The 19,353-nt window shown below is 70.2% G+C and carries 20 protein-coding genes and 1 pseudogene; 11 read left to right on the top strand and 10 right to left on the bottom strand.

All coding sequences use genetic code 11. The features are described 5' to 3' along the window. Positions 1-16: 16 nt before the first annotated feature. Positions 17-781 (bottom strand): TetR/AcrR family transcriptional regulator, encoded by a 765-nt coding sequence (locus tag AC1VNM_RS27740; RefSeq protein ID WP_377157177.1) that lies wholly within the window; start codon positions 779-781, stop codon positions 17-19. Positions 782-1,099: 318 nt separating this feature from the next. Between AC1VNM_RS27740 and AC1VNM_RS27735 the strand changes: the two genes are divergently transcribed. From AC1VNM_RS27735 to AC1VNM_RS27695, 9 genes are all read left to right on the top strand, one after another. Then, positions 1,100-1,606, top strand: a complete 507-nt coding sequence (locus AC1VNM_RS27735) for a chemotaxis protein CheW (protein ID WP_483109057.1) — start codon at positions 1,100-1,102, stop codon at positions 1,604-1,606. Continuing rightward, positions 1,603-3,027, top strand: coding sequence for a CheR family methyltransferase (locus tag AC1VNM_RS27730; RefSeq protein ID WP_483109056.1), 1,425 nt, complete (start codon positions 1,603-1,605; stop codon positions 3,025-3,027). The genes AC1VNM_RS27735 and AC1VNM_RS27730 overlap by 4 nt, the downstream gene beginning before the upstream one ends. After that, positions 3,024-3,596, top strand: coding sequence for a chemotaxis protein CheW (locus tag AC1VNM_RS27725; protein WP_483109055.1), 573 nt, complete (start codon positions 3,024-3,026; stop codon positions 3,594-3,596). The genes AC1VNM_RS27730 and AC1VNM_RS27725 overlap by 4 nt, the downstream gene beginning before the upstream one ends. A 16-nt stretch (positions 3,597-3,612) precedes the next feature. Beyond that, the gene (locus AC1VNM_RS27720; protein ID WP_377157187.1) at positions 3,613-5,073 is read left to right on the top strand and encodes a CHASE3 domain-containing protein; all 1,461 of its coding nucleotides are present in this window, start codon (positions 3,613-3,615) and stop codon (positions 5,071-5,073) included. A 50-nt stretch (positions 5,074-5,123) separates the two neighbouring features. Beyond that, positions 5,124-7,220, top strand: a complete 2,097-nt coding sequence (locus tag AC1VNM_RS27715; protein WP_483109054.1) for a hybrid sensor histidine kinase/response regulator — start codon at positions 5,124-5,126, stop codon at positions 7,218-7,220. Then, positions 7,217-8,365, top strand: a complete 1,149-nt coding sequence (gene cheB, locus AC1VNM_RS27710) for a chemotaxis-specific protein-glutamate methyltransferase CheB (RefSeq protein ID WP_483109053.1) — start codon at positions 7,217-7,219, stop codon at positions 8,363-8,365. Before AC1VNM_RS27715 ends, cheB begins: the two co-directional genes overlap by 4 nt. Next, entirely contained in the window at positions 8,362-11,340 is a 2,979-nt protein-coding gene (locus AC1VNM_RS27705) for a response regulator (RefSeq protein WP_483109052.1), read from the top strand. Before cheB ends, AC1VNM_RS27705 begins: the two co-directional genes overlap by 4 nt. A 61-nt stretch (positions 11,341-11,401) precedes the next feature. Next, entirely contained in the window at positions 11,402-12,136 is a 735-nt protein-coding gene (locus AC1VNM_RS27700; RefSeq protein ID WP_483109051.1) for a response regulator, read from the top strand. A gap of 199 nt (positions 12,137-12,335) precedes the next feature. Continuing rightward, positions 12,336-12,896, top strand: coding sequence for an HNH endonuclease (locus AC1VNM_RS27695; protein ID WP_377157196.1), 561 nt, complete (start codon positions 12,336-12,338; stop codon positions 12,894-12,896). A 28-nt stretch (positions 12,897-12,924) separates the two neighbouring features. Here the strand turns inward: AC1VNM_RS27695 and AC1VNM_RS27690 are convergent, their stop codons facing one another. The 4 genes from AC1VNM_RS27690 to AC1VNM_RS27675 form a co-directional block, all read right to left on the bottom strand. After that, entirely contained in the window at positions 12,925-13,242 is a 318-nt protein-coding gene (locus AC1VNM_RS27690; RefSeq protein WP_483109050.1) for a hypothetical protein, read from the bottom strand. A 182-nt stretch (positions 13,243-13,424) separates the two neighbouring features. Further along, positions 13,425-13,724 (bottom strand): hypothetical protein, encoded by a 300-nt coding sequence (locus tag AC1VNM_RS27685; protein ID WP_377157199.1) that lies wholly within the window; start codon positions 13,722-13,724, stop codon positions 13,425-13,427. Between the two features lie 6 nt (positions 13,725-13,730). After that, positions 13,731-14,357 (bottom strand): hypothetical protein, encoded by a 627-nt coding sequence (locus AC1VNM_RS27680; protein WP_483109049.1) that lies wholly within the window; start codon positions 14,355-14,357, stop codon positions 13,731-13,733. Then, on the bottom strand, positions 14,354-14,965 hold the full coding sequence (locus tag AC1VNM_RS27675) for a hypothetical protein (RefSeq protein ID WP_483109048.1): 612 nt from the start codon (positions 14,963-14,965) through the stop codon (positions 14,354-14,356). Before AC1VNM_RS27675 ends, AC1VNM_RS27680 begins: the two co-directional genes overlap by 4 nt. 278 nt (positions 14,966-15,243) lie before the next feature. On the opposite strand from AC1VNM_RS27675, the pseudogene AC1VNM_RS27670 reads away from it, so the two are divergent. Together AC1VNM_RS27670 and AC1VNM_RS27665 are read left to right on the top strand one after the other, a co-directional pair. Then, positions 15,244-15,482: pseudogene (locus AC1VNM_RS27670) on the top strand (transposase); the annotation flags it as partial. A gap of 614 nt (positions 15,483-16,096) precedes the next feature. Continuing rightward, the gene (locus tag AC1VNM_RS27665; RefSeq protein WP_377157203.1) at positions 16,097-16,564 is read left to right on the top strand and encodes an outer membrane lipoprotein; all 468 of its coding nucleotides are present in this window, start codon (positions 16,097-16,099) and stop codon (positions 16,562-16,564) included. An 80-nt stretch (positions 16,565-16,644) separates the two neighbouring features. Here the strand turns inward: AC1VNM_RS27665 and AC1VNM_RS27660 are convergent, their stop codons facing one another. From AC1VNM_RS27660 to AC1VNM_RS27640, 5 genes are all read right to left on the bottom strand, one after another. Next, a complete protein-coding gene (locus AC1VNM_RS27660) occupies positions 16,645-16,818 on the bottom strand; it encodes a HepT-like ribonuclease domain-containing protein (protein ID WP_377157204.1) in 174 nt (57 codons plus the stop codon). Between the two features lie 7 nt (positions 16,819-16,825). Beyond that, positions 16,826-17,008: a HepT-like ribonuclease domain-containing protein gene (locus AC1VNM_RS27655; RefSeq protein WP_377157205.1), complete on the bottom strand. Its 183-nt coding sequence runs from the start codon at positions 17,006-17,008 to the stop codon at positions 16,826-16,828. Further along, the gene (locus AC1VNM_RS27650; RefSeq protein WP_377157206.1) at positions 17,005-17,295 is read right to left on the bottom strand and encodes a nucleotidyltransferase family protein; all 291 of its coding nucleotides are present in this window, start codon (positions 17,293-17,295) and stop codon (positions 17,005-17,007) included. Before AC1VNM_RS27650 ends, AC1VNM_RS27655 begins: the two co-directional genes overlap by 4 nt. 87 nt (positions 17,296-17,382) lie before the next feature. Beyond that, on the bottom strand, positions 17,383-17,955 hold the full coding sequence (locus tag AC1VNM_RS27645; protein WP_377157207.1) for a response regulator transcription factor: 573 nt from the start codon (positions 17,953-17,955) through the stop codon (positions 17,383-17,385). After that, a complete protein-coding gene (locus AC1VNM_RS27640; protein WP_377157208.1) occupies positions 17,942-19,351 on the bottom strand; it encodes an ATP-binding protein in 1,410 nt (469 codons plus the stop codon). The genes AC1VNM_RS27645 and AC1VNM_RS27640 overlap by 14 nt, the downstream gene beginning before the upstream one ends. Between the last annotated feature and the right edge of the window lie 2 nt (positions 19,352-19,353).

Here is a 19,353-nt window from a genome sequence, read left to right as displayed (position 1 = left end):
AAGGGACTCGCCCCGCTCAGGCGCGCTTGCGTCCCGAGGCCGCGGCCACGGTCGCGCCGGCGGCGGCGGAGTGAGGAGGTGTCTGCCGCGTCTCGGCATCGGCCTTGCGGCCGGCCGGCGTGGCGAAGCTGCCGAGGATGCGCTCCAGGCCCGTGCGGGCCCGCGCCAGCGCGCCTTCGCTGCGCAGGAAACGCGCATCGTGATGCAGCGACAGGATCAGGCCGTGCATCTCGAAGAGGATCTGGTCCGGATCGGCGTCCGGGACGAGGTGACCGACCTCCTGCGCCAGCAGGATGGCCTTGCGGATCGCGGCGTGCCAGTCGCGCACCATGCCCACCAGCGCGTCGCGCACCAGGCCCGGCCGGTCGTCGAATTCGACGGCGCCGCTGATGTAGATGCAGCCCGAGTCGACTTCGACCGAGGTGCGGTGCACCCAGCGCTCGAACAGCGCGCGCAGGCGCGGCAGGCCGCGCGGCTGGCGGATCGCGGTGTAGAAGACTTCCTCTTCGAACTTGGCGTGGTACTCGCGCACCACGGCGATCTGCAGTTCCTCGCGCGAGCCGAAATGGGCGAAGACGCCGGACTTGCTCATCTTCGTCACATCGGCGAGCGCGCCGATGGACAGCCCCTCCAGCCCCATGTGCGAGGCCAGGCCCAACGCCGCGTCGAGGATCGCGGCACGGGTCTGCGCGCCCTTCTGCAGCGAGCGCGAGCCGCTGCGCGACGAGGCGAGCGGCTTGGCGGCGACAGGCTTGGCGGAGGTGAAGGAGGAGGTGGACACGGTGCCCGGAATAATAAAACGAACGATCGTTCTATTTTGAGCAGTTCCGGGCCGGAAACGCAATCCTTGACCACCCTTTTTTAGTGATGCCGGCCTAAAAAAGAACCAGGCGGCTCGTCCGAGTTCAGCAGCCCGGCATGACCGCATCACGACGATGCGGCCGCGATGACGAAGCCATGCCGAGGGTTTACCCGACCCCGCACGTCCGACTTCTCTGCGACGCTGGCTCACCTGCGGGGCGTGGGAGCCGAAGTGACCTTCGACGACACGCGCCCGCCAAGCGCCGGCATAGACTGGCGCAAACAGGGAGCCACAAGAATGCACCAGCCATCGAATGGCGTGTTCCGGGTTCTGGTGTGCCGGGTGCAATCCCGGCTGTGCGGCCTGCCGCTGGACGCCGTCGAGGAGACCCTGCGGCCGCAGCCGCTGCGGCCACTGGCGTCGCCGGTGGTCCATGTCCAGGGCCTGGCGCGCATCCGCGGCGACTGGCTGCCGGTCGTCGACCTGGCCGGGCTGCTCGGCCTTGAGCCGGCGCCGCCGCGTCGCTACGTGATCGTGCAGGCCGGCGGGCACCGGGCCGCGCTCGCGGTGACCGAGGTGCTCGGCCTGCAGGCCCTGCCGGCCGACGAGATCCGCGCCCTGCCCCCGCTGCTGCGCGATCGCGCGCATGGCGCCATCGCCGCGCTGGCGGAGCGCGACAACGATCTGATCGCCGTCCTCGACCAGGCGAGACTGCTGCCGGAAGAGGCGCTGTCGGCGCTCCACGACATCGACGGACCGTCGGACGACGGCACGCCCCCGGCTCGAGCGGAGGCCGGTTCATGACGCGCGCCGCGCCGGCCGCCCTCGATCCTCCTCTGCTGCTGTCGCGGCTGCGCGTGTTGCTCGCCGCCCGGCTGGGCCTGCATTTCGACGAACGACAGGATGACCGGCTCACCGCGGCGCTCACGCGCGTCGCGGGGCCGGTCAGCCCGGAACGCTTCCTCGACCAGATGGAGCTGGCGCCGACGCGCGCCCGGCTCGACGCGCTGGCGGCGGAACTGACCGTCGGCGAAACCTTCTTCTTCCGTCACCCCGAACAATTCGACGCGCTGCGGTGCGACCTGCTGCCCCTGCTGGTGCGGGGCGCGTCGGGCGCCTCGGACAGCGGCGCGCCCACCCGGCGACTTCGCGCGTTGTCCGCCGGCTGCGCCAGCGGCGAGGAAGCCTACACCCTCGCGATCACCCTCCACCGCGCCGGCCTGCAGGCACAGGGCGTGGACTGGGACGTGCTCGCGGTGGACCTGAACCCGGCCGCGCTGGCCCGCGCCACGGCAGCCCGCTACGGCGAGTGGAGCCTGCGCGCGACGCCGCAGGAACAGCGCGACCTCTGGTTCCGTGGCGTCGATCCCGGCCTGTGGACGCCGCTGCCGGCGATCCGGGAGCGCGTGCGCTTCGCGCAGCGGCACCTCGGTCAGCCGGACGCGATGTTCTGGGCCCCCGGCAGCTTCGACATCGTTTTCTGCCGCAACGTGCTGATGTACTTCGAGCCCACCGCGCTGCGCCAGGCGATCCGCAATCTGACCGGCGCGCTGGCACCGGGCGGTGTGCTCTTCCTGGGCCACGCCGAGACGCTGCGCGGCAAGGACGAGGCGCAGGAGGCCGGCCTCGTGCTGAGGCAGGCGCATGGGTGCTTCTTCTACCGGCGCGAGGCGCCCGAGACGACGCCGTCCTGGCCCTTCGCGTGGCCGGCCACGACGCCGGGCCCCGCCGCCACGCCGGTGACGGACACGCAGGGACAGACCGCTGCCGTCGTCACGGTCTCGTCCCGGGACGTCCCGCCCCCGGACGGGGACGCCGACCAGACCCTGCTCGACGAGGCGCTGCAGCTGATCGAAGCCGGCCAGGTGGAGGACGGCCTGCGCGCCTGCGCGCGCCTGCTCATCCCCGGAACATCGGCGACGCTGCAGGCCGAAGGCCTGTTCCTGCAAGGATTGGCCATGGAGGAGCGCGGCCAGTTGCCCGCCGCCGAATGGCATCACCAGCGCGCCGCCGCCAAGGACGCCGCCTTCGCGCTGCCGCATCTGCGGCTGGGCCTGCTCGCGCGCCGGCGGGGCGAGATCGTCGCCGCCGGTCGCGAGTTGCGCCGCGCGCTGGAACTGCTCGACCACGAATCGCCCGAGCGGCTGCGCCGCTTCGGCGGCGGTTTCGACCGCGACGACCTGCGGCGCCTGTGCCGCGACGAGATGCAGGAGACCCGCGCATGACGCAAGCGTCCCGCGAGCTGCTCGCCGAATGGCGCGAGTCCTTCGACCGCTCCTTCGGCGAGCCCCGCCGCCACGCCGACGAGGAGGCGGTCCTCGACGTGCTGGGCATACGGATTGCCGGCGACCCGTTCGCCCTGAACTTGGCCGACCTGGCCGGACTGACGCCCGCGATGCCCGCCGCCCCGTATCCCGCCGCCGCCCCCGGGCTGCTCGGACTCGCCGGCCATCAGGGTCAGGTCTTGCCGCTGTACGACCTGCAGGCGCTGATCGGCCGCGGCCCTGCGGGCACCGTGCGCTGGTGGGCGATCGCGCGCAGCGCGCCGCTGGCGCTCGCCTTCGAGGGATTCGACGGCCAATGGCGGCTCGCCGCCGGCGACCGGCTGCAGCAGAGCGACGCCGCCGGCACCGGCTGGGCCGTGCGCTGCGGCGGCGCGCTGCGTCCGCTGATCGAGCTGGACGGCCTGATCGCCGCCGTCACGGCCAACGCCGACAGCGGCGCGCCGACCTCCTCGACGACCTCCGCGACGACCTTCACGACGACAACAAGCGCCGGCGCCGCCGGCCGATGACAGGGAGACCCGTGCCATGTGGACCTTCGGAAGAAAGCTGTCGGTGGGCTTTGCGCTGTCCTTCGCGCTGCTGCTGCTCATCGGGATCCTGTCCTACCGCGGCGTCGACGTCATGACGCAGACCAGCTACCAGGTGGCCCGCACGCATACGGCGGTGGGTCACATCGGCACGGTGATGAGCCTGATGAAGGACGCGGAGACCGCGCAGCGCGGCTACCTGCTGACCGGCGAGGAGCCTTACCTCGAGCCCTATCGCAGCGCCCTCGCCAACGTGCCCCGGGTGCTGGCGGAACTCAAGCCGATGCTCCGCGACAGCCCCGCGCAGCAGGCCAGGTTCAACCAGGCGGTCACGATGATCGACGGGCTGATGCAGCTGCACAAGGACCGCATCGAGACCCGCCGCACCGGCGGCCTGGACACCGCCTTGAAGACGGTGTCCCTGGGTGAAGGCAAGCGCCGCATGGACGAGCTGCGCGCGGTCGTCGGCCAGATGGAGGAGGAAGAGAACGACGTGCTGCGCGAACGCGCGAAGGAGGTCGAGTCCACCGCCACCACGGTGCGCGCGGCGATCGTCTGGGGCACGGTGGCGGGCGCGCTGCTGGTCCTGATCGCGGCGCTGACGCTGAGTCGCGCGTTGAGCGGGCAGGTCGGCACGGCGGTGAAGCACGTGCAGCGCTCGTCGGCGGAGCTGCAGGCCGCCGCGAACCAGCAGGCCGCCGGCGCGCGCGAGACGGCGACCTCGATGACCGAGATCTCGACCACCATCTCCGAACTGCTGGCGACCTCGCGCCAGATCGCCGACAGCGCGCAGCGCGTCGTCGTCATCGCCGAGCAGACGGCCGGCCTGGCGCGCGGCGGCGACGGCACGCTGCAGTCGGCGCGCGAGAGCATCGCCGCGATGCGGCGGCAGATCGACCTCGTCGTCGACCACATGCTGGACCTGGGCCGCAAGTCGCAGCAGATCGGCGTCGTGCTGGACCTGGTGGGCGAACTGGCCGAGCAGACCAACATCCTGGCGATCAACGCGACCATCGAGGCCACCGTGGCCGGCGACGCCGGCCGGCGCTTCAGCGTCGTGGCGGACGAGATCCGCAAGCTCGCCGACCGCATGACCGCGTCGACCAAGGAGATCCGCCTCCAGATCGACGACGTGCGCGGCGCGGTCAACACCACCGTGATGGCGACCGAGACCGGCTCGAAGGCGGTCGACGCGGGCGCGCGCCAGTTCGACGACGTCGCCGCCAGCTTCGCCAAGATCGCCGGCCAGGTCGTCACGACGACGGACGCGGCCCGCGAGATCGAACTCTCCACCAAGCAGCAGGCCACCGCCGTCGAGCAGCTCAACGTCGCGCTGTCCAACACCGCGCAGGCCTCGCGCGAGACCGAGGCCAGTTCCGGCCAGACCTCCCAGACCGCCACCGAGCTGGCGGAGATGTCGCGCGACCTGCTGCGCCTGGTGCAGTCGCAGCCGACCTGACCCGGCGGCAAAGCCTTCAACTCCCCCGTCAACCCGAGACACCGATCGCCGTGGCCAAGGACCCCTACCGCTTCTTCCGCGTCGAAGCCCGTGATCTGCTGCGGCAGATGGGCGAGGCCGTCCTCGCCGCGGAGCAGGCCCCCGCGCACGACCTGCCCCCGCGGCTGCTGCGGCTGGCCCACACGCTCAAGGGCGCCGCGAGCGTCGTGCGTCTGCCCGCGATCGCCGCGCAGGCGCATGCGATCGAGGACCTGCTGACGCCGCTGCGCGACAGCGGCGACGCGCCGGGCCGCGCCGAGCTCGACGCGCTGCTGGCGCTGATCGACGCCGCCGAGGAATCGATCACGGCGCTCGACGCGCCCGCGGCGGGTGCGGGTACGGGCGCGAGGGACAAGGTCGCCGCGGCATCTTCCTCGAAGGTCGAGATGTCCGCCGGGCCGGTCCCGGCGGCACCAGCGCCCGAACGCGTCGATGGTCGCGTCGACGATCCTGTGGACGACCCCGTCGGCGCGTTGCTGACGATCCCCCAGCTGATGCCCGAGGAACTCGACGGCTTGCTCGCCGACATCGCCCGCACGCAGGGTCACCTCGCGCCGCTGGAGCGCGCCGGCATGCTGCTGCGCGAACTGCGCGGCGCCCTGCAAGGCCAGCAGGAGATGCTGGCCGGCCCGCTGGCGCGCATCGAGGACCAGATCGAACGCGGTGCGCGCCAGCTCGCGCGCGAGCTCGTCGCCTTGCGCGACAGCGCCGAGCAGCTGCGTCTGCTGCCGGCGTCACAGCTGTTCGCGCCCTTGCAGCGCGCGACGCGCGACGCCGCGCGCTCGCAGGACAAGCAGGCGCGCCTGACCGGCCACGGCGGCGATGTGAAGCTCGAAGCCGCGCTGCTGAACGCCATCTCCGCCGCGCTGGTGCAGATGGTGCGCAACGCCGTGGCGCACGGCATCGAATCGCCGGCTGAGCGCGTCGCCGCCGGCAAGCCGCCGCAAGGTCGCATCGAGTTGCGCATCGAGCGCCGCGGTCGCGACGTGCTGTTCTGCTGCTCGGACGACGGCGCCGGCCTGGACCTGGACGCCGTGCGGCGCACCGCCGTCGACAAGGGCGTTCCCGGCGCGGCCCATCTCGACGACGCGGCGCTCATCGACCGCCTGCTGCGCGGCGGCCTCAGCACCGCGCGGCGCGTGGACGCGCTGGCCGGCCGCGGCGTCGGCATGGACGTGGTCCGCGACACGGCCGACCGGCTCGGCGGCCGCCTGACGCTGCACAGCCGCCGCGGCGAAGGCACGACGGTCGAGCTCTGCGTGCCGTTGCAACTGGCCGCGCTGCGCGCGATCCGTCTGTGCGCCGGCAGCGTGTCGGCCTGGGTGCCGCTGGAGGCGGTCGAATGCGTGCTGCAGCGCCCGGTACTGACCGGCTCGCACGTGGCCGTGGGCGACGAGCTGCTGCCCCACCTGTCACTGGCCGAGGCGCTGCGCCCCGGCGTCGCGGCCCCCCCGCCGCGTTCCGCGCTGGTGCTGCGCGCCGGCGGGCAACGCGCGGTGCTGGGCGTGGATTCGCTGGACGGCGTCACCAGCGTCGTGCTGCGACCGCCGCCGGCGCTGCTGCCGGCCTCGCCGCTGATCTCCGGCCTGGCGCTGGACGCGGCCCAGCAGCCGGTGCCGGTGCTGGCGCCCGAGGGCCTGATCGCCGCGGCGCGTCAGGCGCGCCCCCGGCCCGTCGCGGCGCCGCCGCGCACCGGCACGATCCTGGTCATCGACGACTCGCTGACGACGCGCATGCTGGAACAGAGCATCCTCGAAGCCGCCGGTTATCGCGTGCACATGGCCGCCTCCGCCGAGGACGGCCTGGAAGCCGCGAAGCGCGAGCGTTATGCGCTGATCCTGTGCGACGTGGAGATGCCGGGCATGGACGGATTCGAATTCATGACGCGCATCCGCGCCGACGCGGCGCTGCGCGACATCCCGGCGGTGCTGGTGACCTCGCGCAATGCGCCGGAGGACCTCGCGCGCGGCAAGGCCGTCGGCGCGGACGGCTACATCGTCAAGGGCGAGTTCGCGCAGAACGAGTTCCTGGCGCAGGTCGCGGGGCTGGTCGCGCGCTCGGCCGAGGCCGGCGCGGGCGGCGTGCCGCTGCAGGGAGCCTCGGCATGAGCAGCGGTTCCGGGGCATCGGGCGCATCGGGCGCGGCCGGCGGTGCCGGCGGCATCGGCGGCCTGGGCGGCAGTGCGCCGCCGTCGACGAAGACGCTGCGCGTGCTGGTGGTCGAGGACTCGATCACCGTGCTGGCGCACATCCGCGAGGTCCTGGCCGCGCAGCGCGACATCGAGGTCGTCGGCGAAGCCCACGACGGCGCGCGGGCCGTGGCGCTGTGCCAGCAGCTGCGGCCGGACGTCGTCTCGATGGACATGATGCTGCCCGGCATGGACGGCCAGGCGGCGACCGAGGCCATCATGGCCCACTGCCCGACGCCGATCCTGATCGTCTCGTCGTCGACCAACCGCGGCGAGCTGCTGCGCACCTACGAGGCGCTGGCCGCCGGCGCGGTCGAGGTGCTGGAGAAGCCCAGCGCCGGCCAGCCCGAGGGCGAATGGGAGGAGCGCTACGTGACGCTGCTGCGGCTGGTGGCGCGGATCCGCGTCATCACGCATGTGCGGGCACGCATCGGCGGCCGTCCCGCCGCGGGGCTGTCCGCGCTCCCGCCGACGCCGCGCCGCGCGGTGCTGGCCCTGGGCGCGTCCACGGGCGGACCGGGCGCGCTGATGAAGGTGCTGCAGGCGCTGCCCGCGCCGGCACCGTTGCCGCTGCTGATCGTGATGCACATCAACGCCGTCTTCAGCCGCGGCTTCGCCGAATGGCTGGACGCGCAGACGCCGCACCGCGTGCGCTACGCCCACGGCGGCGAACGCCTGCACGACCTGGCCGGCCAGGTCGTGCTGGCGCCACCGGACGTGCACATGGTCGTGCGCGGAGGACAGATCGAGCTCAGTCACGCACCGCCGCGGCACTCGTGCCGGCCGTCGGTGGACGAGCTCTTCGAATCACTGGCCGCGGAGATCGGCCCGGGCGTCGCGGCGGCGCTGCTGACCGGCATGGGGCGCGACGGGGCGCAGGGCCTGCTCGCGATCCGGCGCGCGGGCGGCTCGACGCTGGCGCAGGATGAAGCCAGTTCGATGGTCTACGGCATGCCGCGGGAGGCCGCCCAGCTGGGCGCCGCCGAGCGCGTGCTGCCGTTGACCGACATCGGCCCCGCCCTGTTGGGCTTGAGCGGCATGGCCTGGGGAGGGGCCCGCACATGAACAAGAGAACCCTCATCGTCGAGGACAGCCTGACGGTCCGGATGGACCTGCGGGAGGCGCTCGAGGACGCCGGCTTCGACTGCGTCGAATGCGCGACGCTGGCGCAGGCCCGGGCCGCCCTGGCCGACGGCATGCCCGCGCTGGTCCTGCTGGACAACCAGCTGCCCGACGGCGACGGCGGCAGCTGGCTGGCCGAGCTGCGTGCCACGCCGCAGGGCGGCGCCGACTGCATCGTGCTGATCCTGTCCAACGCCTCGCAGGCCGGCGACCGGCTGCGCGGCATCGCGCACGGCGCGGACGAGTACGTCGGCAAACCCTACGACCGCACCTACGTCGTCGACCGCGCCCGCGAGCTGGTGCGCCAGCGGCAGGCACGCGTGGCGACGCCGGAGCCGCATGTCGCCTCCGTGCTGCTGATCGACGACAGCGAGACCTTCCGCGAGGCACTGGGCGAGGCCCTGGAGCCGCACGGCTACGACATCCACATGGCGGCGCACGGCGAGGAAGGCCTGCGCCAGGCCGCGGCGCTGCGGCCCAATGCGGTGATCGTGGACCAGCACATGCCGGGCATCGACGGCGCCGCGGTGATCCGCCGGCTGCGCCTGGACCCGGCGCTGCGCCACACGCCCTGCCTGCTGCTGACCGCGGACGAAGGCCCGGAGGCGGAACTGCGCGCGCTGGAAGCCGGCGCCGATGCGTTCGCGCGCAAGCAGGACGACGTCGACCTGATCCTGGCGCGCGTCGCCGCGATGCTGCGCAGTGCCAAGTCCAGCCTGCCCGAGCAGGGTGCGAGCCTGCTCGGCCCCAAGCGCCTGCTGCTGGTCGACGACAGCGCGAACGTGCTGGCGGAACTCGGTGCGACGCTGCGCGACGACGGCTACGACGTGATCGCCGCCGGCACCGGCGAGCTGGCGCTGGAGCTGCTCGCCGTGCAGCCGGTGGACGCGGTGCTGCTCGACGTGCAGATGCCGGGCATCGGCGGGCTGGAGACCTGCCGCCGCATCAAGTCCGCGCCGGCCCTGCGCGACATCCCGGTCGTCCTGCTGACGGCCTTCGAAGGGCGCGCGTCGATGCTGGCCGGCCTGGAGGCTGGCGCCGACGATTACGTCGTCAAGGCCAACGGCGAGGTCGAGCTGCTCAAGGCCCGGCTGCGCGCGCAGCTGCGCCGCAAGCAGTTCGAAGACGAGGCCCGCCGCGTCCACGCCGAGCTGCACAGCAACGCGTTGGAGGCCGCCGAGGCGCGCGCCGCGCGCGACCTGGCCGACAGCCGCGCGGAGCTGCTGGCCGTGCTGCAGCAGCGCAACGACGCGCTGGAGCAGCTCAATGCCGAGCTCAGCCGCGCCAGCAGCGCCAAGACCGCCTTCCTGTCGACGATGTCGCACGAGCTGCGCACGCCGCTGAACGCGGTGATCGGCTTCGCCCAGCTGATGCGCGACGGCGCGGCGGGTCCGGTCAGCGACCGGCAGTCCGAGTTCTGCAACCACATCCACAACGCGGGGCAGCATCTGCTGTCGCTGGTCAACGACCTGCTGGACATGGCCAAGATCGAGGCCGGCCGGGTCGACCTCGACATCGAGCCGGTGGACCTCGACGAGCTGCTGCGCGACGCGCTGGCGATCGTCCAGGAGCGCGCGCGGCTGAACCGCATCCAGATGGACTTCTTCGGCGTCGGCGGCGGCCAGCGGCTGTGTGTCGACCGTCGCCGTCTGCGGCAGATCATCTACAACCTGCTCTCCAACGCCGCGAAGTTCACGCCCAAGGGCGGCAACATCCGGCTCGAGGCGCGCCGCGTGACGCGGCTGCGCGCGCGCGAGGCGCTGCCGGGCTTCCCGGACGGGCGGCGCTCCGAGCTGCCGGACAACGAGTTCGGCGAGTTCATCCAGATCAGCGTCACCGACAACGGCATCGGCATTCCGCCCGAGGGGCTGGACAAGCTGTTCCAGCCCTTCAACCAGGTCCGCAACGTGCTGACGCACAAGGTCGAAGGCACCGGCCTGGGACTGGCGACGGTGGCGCGCCTGGTGCAGTTGCACGGCGGCGCGGTGGCGGTGAGCAGCGCGCCGGACCAGGGCAGCTGCTTCACCTGCTGGCTGCCATGGCGCGATCCGGTCGTGCCCGACGTCATCCTGCCGGAAGAACCCGGCACGAGCCCGCTGGCGCTGGTCATCGAGCACAACCAACCGGCCGCGGCGCTGATGCAGACGCAGCTGAACGCGGCGGGCTTCCGCGTGCGCCACGTGGCCTCCGCGGAAGCGGCGTTGGAGCTGGCGCCGCAGCTGCGGCCCGACCTGATCACGCTGGAGGTCAACCTGCCGGGCGGGCTGGACGGCTGGGAGCTGCTGTCGCGCCTGAAGAACCTGCCGGGCTGGGCGCACATCCCGGTCGTGGTGGTGTCGGTGGACGCGGGGCAGGAGGTGGCGCTGTCGCTCGGCGCATCGGCGGTGCTGCACAAGCCGGTGTCGCGCAAGGCGCTGAGCAAGGAACTGGAGATGCTCGGCTTCAAGCCGACGGCCACGCGCAAGTTCCTGGTGCTGGCGATCAGCGACGCGCCCGGCGACCTGCAGTCGCTCAGCGCGCACCTGTCGCAGCCGGGCTTCTCGGTGCTGCGCGCGACCGGCGGCAAGGAAGGCATCGAGCTGGCGCGGCGTCATGTGCCCGACCTCATCGTGCTGGACCTGCTGATGACGGAGGTCGACGGCATCGGCGTCGTCGAGGCGCTGCAGCGCGATCCGCTCACGGCGGCGATCCCGGTGATCGTCGTCGCGGCCTCGCAGCTGACGAGCCGCGACCGCGAGCTGCTGAACCGCCACGTGCAGCGCGCGACCGCCACCCGCGACCCGGCCGTCGAGGGGGCCGCGCCGACGCCCGCGCCGGGCACGCGCACACCGGCGAACCCGCAGGGACACTTCATGGACGAGGTCAAGCGCGCGATCAGCCGCACGAGCTGGGGCGACCTCGATCCGCTGGACGAATGAACACGAACGAGACGTGCGACGAGGGAGACACGACATCACGATGCAAGCGACCGCGATTCCCATGACCATCGTCCTCGTCGAGGACTCGCTGACCATCCGCCGCCAGCTGCTGCAGCGGCTCGACGCGGTGCCCGGGCTGCGCGTGGTCGGCGAGGCCGCCGACGAGGCCACCGCCCTGACGCTGATCGGCCACCTGCGGCCGGACGCCGTGCTGCTGGACCTGTCGCTCGCCCAGGGCGGTTCCGGCCTGGCGGTGCTGAAGGCGCTGCGCAAGCAGGGCTACGCGGGGCAGGTGCACGTGCTGTCGCACCAGACCGACGCCTACCGCGCGGCGGTGCTGGCGGCGGGTGCGAACGGCTTCTTCGACAAGGCCGAGGAACTCGACGTGATGCTGTGCCAGCTGATCGGTCGGTCAGAGGTGCCCGCGCCCGAGCCGCTCTCGCCCGCGGCGCTGCGGGAGCGCCTGGACCAGACGGTGAAGCTCGCGATGCGGGACGGCTCCGAAGTTGTCGTGCACATGATCGCGGGGCCGCCCGCCTCGCTGCCGCCGCTGGCGGCGCAACTGATCGTCGCGCTGGACGGCGCGGACCTGGTCGGCTGGAGCGGTGCGCCAGGCGATGCGCAGCTCTGCGTCGTGCAGATCGACGGCGACGACACGCCAACGCTGCGGGAGCGGCTGGACGCGCTGGCGCCGGAGACGCGGCTGGGACAAGCGCGGCTGCCGGACGATGCGCTCTCGGCGGGCGGGCTGGTGGCCGTCGCGGAGCTCCGGGCGCTGGGGAAATTGCCGTCCTGAGCCGTGACGAGCGTGCGACCGGGGACATGACTCGAACGGGTCAGCGCTTACGGGTCATTCGCCGACTTGAACCTCGGCCAAAGGGCGCCTAAGTTCGGCGAACAGCTGAAATAACGTCTCGGCGGCACCACCGTGCCCGTCTGGCACTTGAGTTGCCCCCTCCGACTGGATTACTCTCTGTCGCAGGAGGTCAACGACCGTGGACGTTCTGCAGCTGGACATCTCGGGCCGACCGCAGGCCTGGATCTCGTCGAAAGAAGCAGCGGTGCTGTACGCCAGCGACGCGATCGCGTGGACGCTGGGGGCGCCCTTCCACGTCCTGCGCGGCGGGTACCAGCGTCTGACCGGCCTGCAGTCACGGATCGAGCTGCATCCGATCGTGGCGGTCCGCGGCGCGGTCCCGAGCCGCGCCTGGCGCCAGGCGCCGGCGCTCTCCAACTTCAAGCTCTTCGCGCGGGACCGCCATGTCTGCGCGTACTGCGGGCACGTGCTGCACGCCGACCTGCTGACGCGGGAGCACATCCAGCCGGTGTCGCGCAACGGCCGGGACACGTGGATGAACTGCATCACCGCCTGCCGCGCCTGCAACGGCCGCAAGGGCAACCGCACGCCGGAAGAGGCGCACATGTCGCTGCTCTACCTGCCCTACGTGCCCAGCCTGCACGAGGACATGATCCTGCGCGGCCGCCGCATCGTGGCCGACCAGATGGAGTTCCTGCTGGCGAGCGTGCCGAAGTCGTCGCGCTTGTATCTGTCGTAGCGACGCCCACGCAGTGTGATGGCCGCTGTCAGTTCGCCGGCGTCGGCGCCGTGCGCACCACCGCCTTGCGGTTGCCGGCCGCGTCGTAGGTGTAGGTCACCGTCGAGCCGTTGGAGTACCTCATCTTCTCGATGCGACCCAGCGCGTCGTAGCTGTAGCTCTCCGACACCGGCGGCGCGACCTGGTTCTTCTTGATCGCCGCCAGGAGGGCCGGCATCAGCAGATCCAGCAGGTCGTCGTCGTCGGTTGCCTGTTGCGCATGGCTGGGCAGCGCGAACGAGGCCGACAGGCAAAGCGCCACGAGGCGCCGCGCGTTGCGGCGCGAACCCTTGGAAACCGTGGTCATTTCGAATCCTCCCTCTCTTACTTCATGAACCGGACGCCGGAGAACAAGGCCTCCTTGCCGGGCGGGACCCGTCACGACAGTTTCGAGACCTGCCGCGCCGTGGCCCGATCGTGATTCACCAGCGCGGTCAAGGTCTCGAAGCGAATCTCCACCAACCCGAGGCGATCCTCTACGCGGATCGTCTAAGGGTCGCTGAGTTCGCGCGCGGGCGTCACGTCGATCCAGACGGACAGGCGGCCGGACGGCGCCCGACTGAACTTGCCAACCCGAAAGATGAATTGCTCGGCCCGGTAGATCGACTCGGCATGCAGTTGCCTGGGCACCGCGAAAACGTGCGCCTGCTCCTGGCCGCGCAGCGGGTCGAATCCCTCCCGCACATGTAGAGCCCGTCGAGCGGCGCCGCGCTGCTCGCCGCCGACGACAGGCTCGGCAACGCCGCGAGCGCGGTCTTCAATGGCGTGGTCCTCACGTCGACTGGTCACCGTCTCTCATTTCATCAATCTGACGCCCGCCGCCATGAACGGCTGGCCCGGGACCGCGTCGCACATGACATCGTCGAACCGCCGTTCGACTTGGCGCGTGTGATTCACCAGTGCAACCAACGACTTGAATCGGATCGCCACCAGTCCCCGGCGGTCCTCCACGTAGAGCGTGTACGGGTTGGCGTACTCGGGCGGTGGCGTCACCGCGATCTCGGTCGCCCAACGGCCGGAGGCGCCCCGATGAAAAGGGGCCACCCGGATCTCCTGGTCATAGATGTGAGATGTCCCCGGCCGGAGTCGCATGGAAACGGGGAACTCGTGGGTTTGCTCCTCGCCGCGCAGCGGATCCAGCCCTTCGCGAATGCAGGAGAGCCCCTTGGCGAGTCCTTCGCACCCGATGAGTACCGTCGAGATGGTCTCGCTGCCCTGGCCGTCACTGGGCTTGCTATCCCGGAAGGTCTTCTCGATGCGGCCCGTCTGCAGATCAATGACGATCTGACCTTCCGGATCGTGGCAACGGAACTCGTGACGCCCGGTTGGGACGACGACCGCCTCGACACCGGTGCCCAACAGCAGCAGTCCAGCGACAAATCCCCGCTTCAGTAAGAACGGGTACATGCCCATCCGCTTCATGGGTTGCCTCCTCGTTCGATCAACCGCACTCCGCTGAACAAGGTGGGTTCCTTCGCGTTCGCCATGCAGTCCACCGTGCCGAAATGGCGTGCAGCCTTGCGGCGGACATTCGCCGGCCCGATCAGTGACTCGAATCGGATACCAACCAAGCCGTGTCGATCCTCGACACGCAGGGTGTAGTGCCCGCTCAGGTTGCGCGAGGGAATGACCTCGATGTCGGTGGCCAGCAGGCCGGATGCATTGCGATGAAATGCCCCCACACTGAAGGCATAACCCTCTACCTCGTAGTGCTCGCCAGCATGCAGGCGCTTTGGAAACGCGAAGACATGCGTCTGCTCCAGCCCCATCCGCGGATCGATTCCCTCGCGCAGGCAGAACAGAGATGCAGTGCCGCATCGGACAGGCACGGTGAGAAGCCGTTCGAAGCCTTTGCCATCCGAGGGCTGAGCCTCATGAAAGACCTTGCCGATGGCGGCCCCCGCATATGAATTGACGAGCATGCTCCCACGGTCGCCGCAGTTGAAGCGGTACAACCCATCGGCATGGGCCGCCACGCCTATCGACAGCAGCGAACACGCGAGGATGGCGGTCGGTCCAGTGACATGCACGACTGTTTCTCCCTATCGGCAGCTCGGGGTCGTCTACTTCAACATCTGCCGGATGGCGGTGTCAAAGGGTCCGTGATGTGCCTTGTCGTTGTATTGCGGATCAGCGCCCCGGTTCCAACGGTACACATTTGAAGCCCCCCTGGCGTCGTTCGTCAGGTGTATCGCCTCGTGGAGAACAGCGTGGGTGGAGTTCCCGTTGAACCCGGACCTAAGGAGACTCTGCAAAACCCCGCGCTGATCTGCCGCAAGAGCGTGACGGTTCGGGGAGCATGCTGCACATGAAGCAGCTCGGATTTCGATTCAATCGCTCCACGAAGAAGACGCGCAAGCGCGAGTTTCTTGAGGAGATGGAGCACGTCGTGCCGTGGGGCGTCCTAATGCAGGTCGTGGACCCGTACTACTCGAAGGCCAAGACCGGGCGCCCGTTCCCGGTGGAGACGATGCTTCGGATCCACTATCTGCAGCAGTGCTTCGCCTGCCCGATCCGGCGATGGAGGAAGCGTTGCACGACGTGCCTCCCTTAAGTTCATCTACGGCCTGTAGCGGCCGTTTCGATGCGTGCAGTCCAATGTAAGGGAGTAGTCCACCGCATATGACTCCCCGGTTCGGGCGGTCAGTGGCGGGAGGAGGATTGGTCGGCGCCCGCCGAGGGCCATGACCAGGTCAGCGGATCAGGGGTTCCCGCAGTGGTCGCCGGCCGCGCTCGGACGTGGAACCCGGTCTTGTAAACAACTTGCTTCGGAACTACCACCTGTGGACAACTTCGAAGTCCATCCCCCTGCGCGACCCCCATGGATTCGAGGGTCTACGCGGTGTTGACGCAGGGGGTGTCCATAGCAGGTCCTGCTGGCGAGCGTGCCGAAGTCGTCGCGCTTATATCTGCTCTAGCGCGACCTGCAGCCGGTCCTCTCATCGGGCCGCAGCGTCCCGCACGCCTGGGAAGCCCCCTTGCCCGTGCTGCCGTCGCAGTCGTTCGCAAGCGCTTAAGAGGCTCCAAAGCCGACTCCTGTAGAGTCACTCCATGCCCTGTTGCGGGCGGCATGTCCCATGCCGGCGAGGTAAAGACTTGTTGCCTGGTCAACGGAAGGTCACAGATGTTCGTTGGCCGGTGCATCGATTTGGAGAACTGAGATGAAGAAGCTGCTGATTGCCACGATGGTGGTGGCCCTGGCCGCCTGCACGACGACGAATCCCGACGTGATCCAGCGCGGCGACGCGCAGCGGCTGTCGCAGGTGCAGGACGCCACGGTGCTGTCCTGGCGGCCGGTGACGGTGGACGGCTCGCAGAGCGGGGTCGGCGCCGTTGCGGGCGCGGTGGCGGGTGGCGTGGCCGGCGGCAGCGTCGGTGGCAGCCGGGAAGGCGTGATCGTCGGTGTGCTGGGCGCGGTGGCTGGCGCGGCGCTGGGCAACGCCGTGGAGCGCAGCACGACGAAGGAACAGGCTGTCGAGATCCTGCTGCAGCTGCGCAACGGCGAACGCCGCGCGATCGTCCAGGCGCAGGGCAACGAGAACTTCGCCTCCGGCGAGCCGGTGATCATCGTCACCACCGGCGGCAAGTCGCGCGTGATGCGCGCGCCGCAGGCGACCCGGACGAACTGAGCGCCGCTCAAGGGAGCGCGTTGCACGCTCATCACGACGAAGGGGCCCCACGGCCCCTTCTTGCGTTTACATATTCACAATCAGCCATTGCCGGTCGCGGCAACCCGCAACGCTGGAAGTTGTTCCAGCAGGTTGACGATGTGCACGTCCACAGCCTCCCATACCAAGTCGACATCGATGTCGCTGGCGCTGTGGGCGATACGATTGCGCATGCCCTTCATGAGCCGCCACGGCACACGCGCGTGTGCCGTCACGAACGGCTCATGCTCCTTCAGGAGCCTCGAGGCGGCTTCTTCCCAACACCAGCACATTGAAAAGCACAGCGTGTTGCGTCTTCTGGTCTGCCAGAAAGTCGGCCTTGCCGAGTCCGGTCACATGGTTGCACGCGAAGCTCGCGGCTTCCTGCATGTGTTCCAAATGGTCGAGCACGCTGAACCTGCTCATACGGGTCGCGCCTCCGCGAGAACCTTGCTGCGATATTTGATCGGCACTTCAGGCGGCGTCAGCAGGCACACGGGAACGCCCAACGCCTCTTCGAGGTCGAGGTAGAGTCCCCCGAGATCGAACAGCGACGCCCCGGGCAGCGCGTCCACCAACAAGTCCAGTTCTTCGTTGTCTTGATCCTTGCCATGCACCACCGAGCCGTACACACGCAGGTTGGTGGTGGGATATCGGGCCACGATCGCACCCAATTGGTCTCGCTTCAGAGCGAGTGCTTCAGAGGGCTTCATTCATGCTCCTTTCGCTGCGGAAAGCTCACCGCAGTCAGAAAAGGATAAGGCCGCTCCGACGCGCTCAAAACGAGCGGTGTTGCGGAATCACTTCACCCGCTGCTTCTCGAGCTTGCGCGCCAGCGTGCGCCGGTGCATGCCCAGCCGACGCGCGGTTTCCGAGATGTTGAAGTCCGTCGCCGCCAGCGTCTCGTGGATGTGTTCCCACTCCAGCGTCTTGATGGACGTGGTCGCGCGGTCGGTGACCTCGACCTCGGCATCGCCCTGCGCGCGCGAGAACGCGGCCTCGATGTCGTCGGTGTTCGCCGGCTTGGCCAGGTAGTGCCGCGCGCCGAGCTTGATCGCCTCCACCGCCGTCGCGATGCTCGCGTAGCCGGTCAACACCACGATCACCATCTCCGGATCGTGCTCATGCAGGGTCTGCACGCACGCCAGGCCCGAACCGCCGCCCGCGAGCTTCAGGTCGACGACCGCGTACTCCGGCGCTTCCTCCGGCCCGCGGTCGGTCAGCAGCTTCTGCACCTGCTCGGCGCTCGTCGCGCGCAGCACCTGATAACCGCGGCGTTCGAACGAGCGCGACAGCGTCCGCGCGAACGCATCGTCGTCCTCGACGATCAGCAGCAGGCGGTCGGTATCGGTGACCAGGTCATCCGGCGTCATGGGCAGCATTGTCGGGGAGTCCAAGGGGGGCCAGCGCGGACAGGGGCATTCGGATTTCCACCTCGGCGCCGCCGCCCTCCTCCGCCGGCCGGTTGCGCGCCTGCAGCTTCCCGCCCAGCGAGCGCACCACGTTCAGCGCGAGGAACAGCCCCAGCCCGCCGCCCGCGCGGCCCTTGCTCGATTGATAGGGCTTGCCGAAGCGCTCCAGCATCTCGGGCAGGAAGCCCGCGCCGCGGTCGCTCACCTGCAGCACCAGCTCGCCGTCCTGGGCAAGCGCGCGCAGCGTCACCGGCCGGCCCGGCGCGGCCTCGAGCGCGTTGTCCAGCACGTTGTCGATCATCTGCTTGAGCCCGACGTCCGACACGATGCGCACCTTCGGCAGGTCCGGCGCCGGCAGGTAGGCCAGGCCGTGATGCGGCCGGGTCGCGCGCCAGTGCTCCGTCAGATCGTCGAGGAAGACCTGCAGCGTGGTCACCACCGGCGCCTCGCCGCGCAGCTCGCCCGCCGACATCAGGATCCCGCTGACGATCGCCTTGCAGCGGCGCAGCTGGATCTGCATCTCCTCGATTTCCTCGCGCAGCTCCGGATCGCCGGCGAACGGCGCCATCCGCGACCAGTCGCCCAGGATCACCGACAGCGTCGCCAATGGCGTGCCGAGCTCGTGTGCCGCGCCCGAGGCGAGCAGGCCCATGCGGACGATGTGCTCCTCCTCGGCGGCGCGCTGGCGCAGGTCGGCCAGGCGCGCGTCGCGCTGGCGCAGGTTGCGTCCGATGCGCTGGATGAAGATCACCAGCAGCGCCGCGTTGATCGCGAAGCAGATCAGCAGGCCGCCGATGTAGTGCGGCGGCAGCGCCAGCCCTTCCATGTCCGGCACCAGCAGCGGCAGGTGCCACTGCGTCAGCGCGACGAAGCAGCCGCCCGTCACCGCCACCGTGAACCAGATGTAGCGCGACGGCAGCAGCACCGCGCCCACCGCGATCTGCAGCAGGAACAGGAAGATGAAGGGGTTGGTAACGCCGCCGCTGTAGTACAGCTGGCCGCTCAGCACCGCGATGTCGACGAGCAGGCCGGCGAAGAGCTCGGCGTTGCGCACGCTCGGCACCCAGCGCGTGCGCAGCCAGCAGGCGACGTTGAACAGCACCAGGATCGCCAGGAGCGTCAGCATCTCCGGCATCGGCAGCCGGATGTGCAGCGCGAAGTGCACCGACAGCACCGTGCCGAACTGCCCCGCCGCCGCCAGCCAGCGCAGCTGCACCAACTGCTGCAGGTTGTTGCGGCCGGCCTGCAGCGCGCCCTCGCCGGACGAGTCCGCGATGCCCAGCGTCCCGGCCGCGCCGTCCAGGTAGCGGCTGTCGTCGGGGTGGTCGTCGTCCGGATCGGGACGGCTCAGCGGCATGG

It is taken from the genome of Mitsuaria sp. MSU3D, assembly GCF_056867975.1.
Note: the sequence above shows the minus strand (reverse complement) of the source record. Positions and strands in the feature narration are given on the sequence as shown.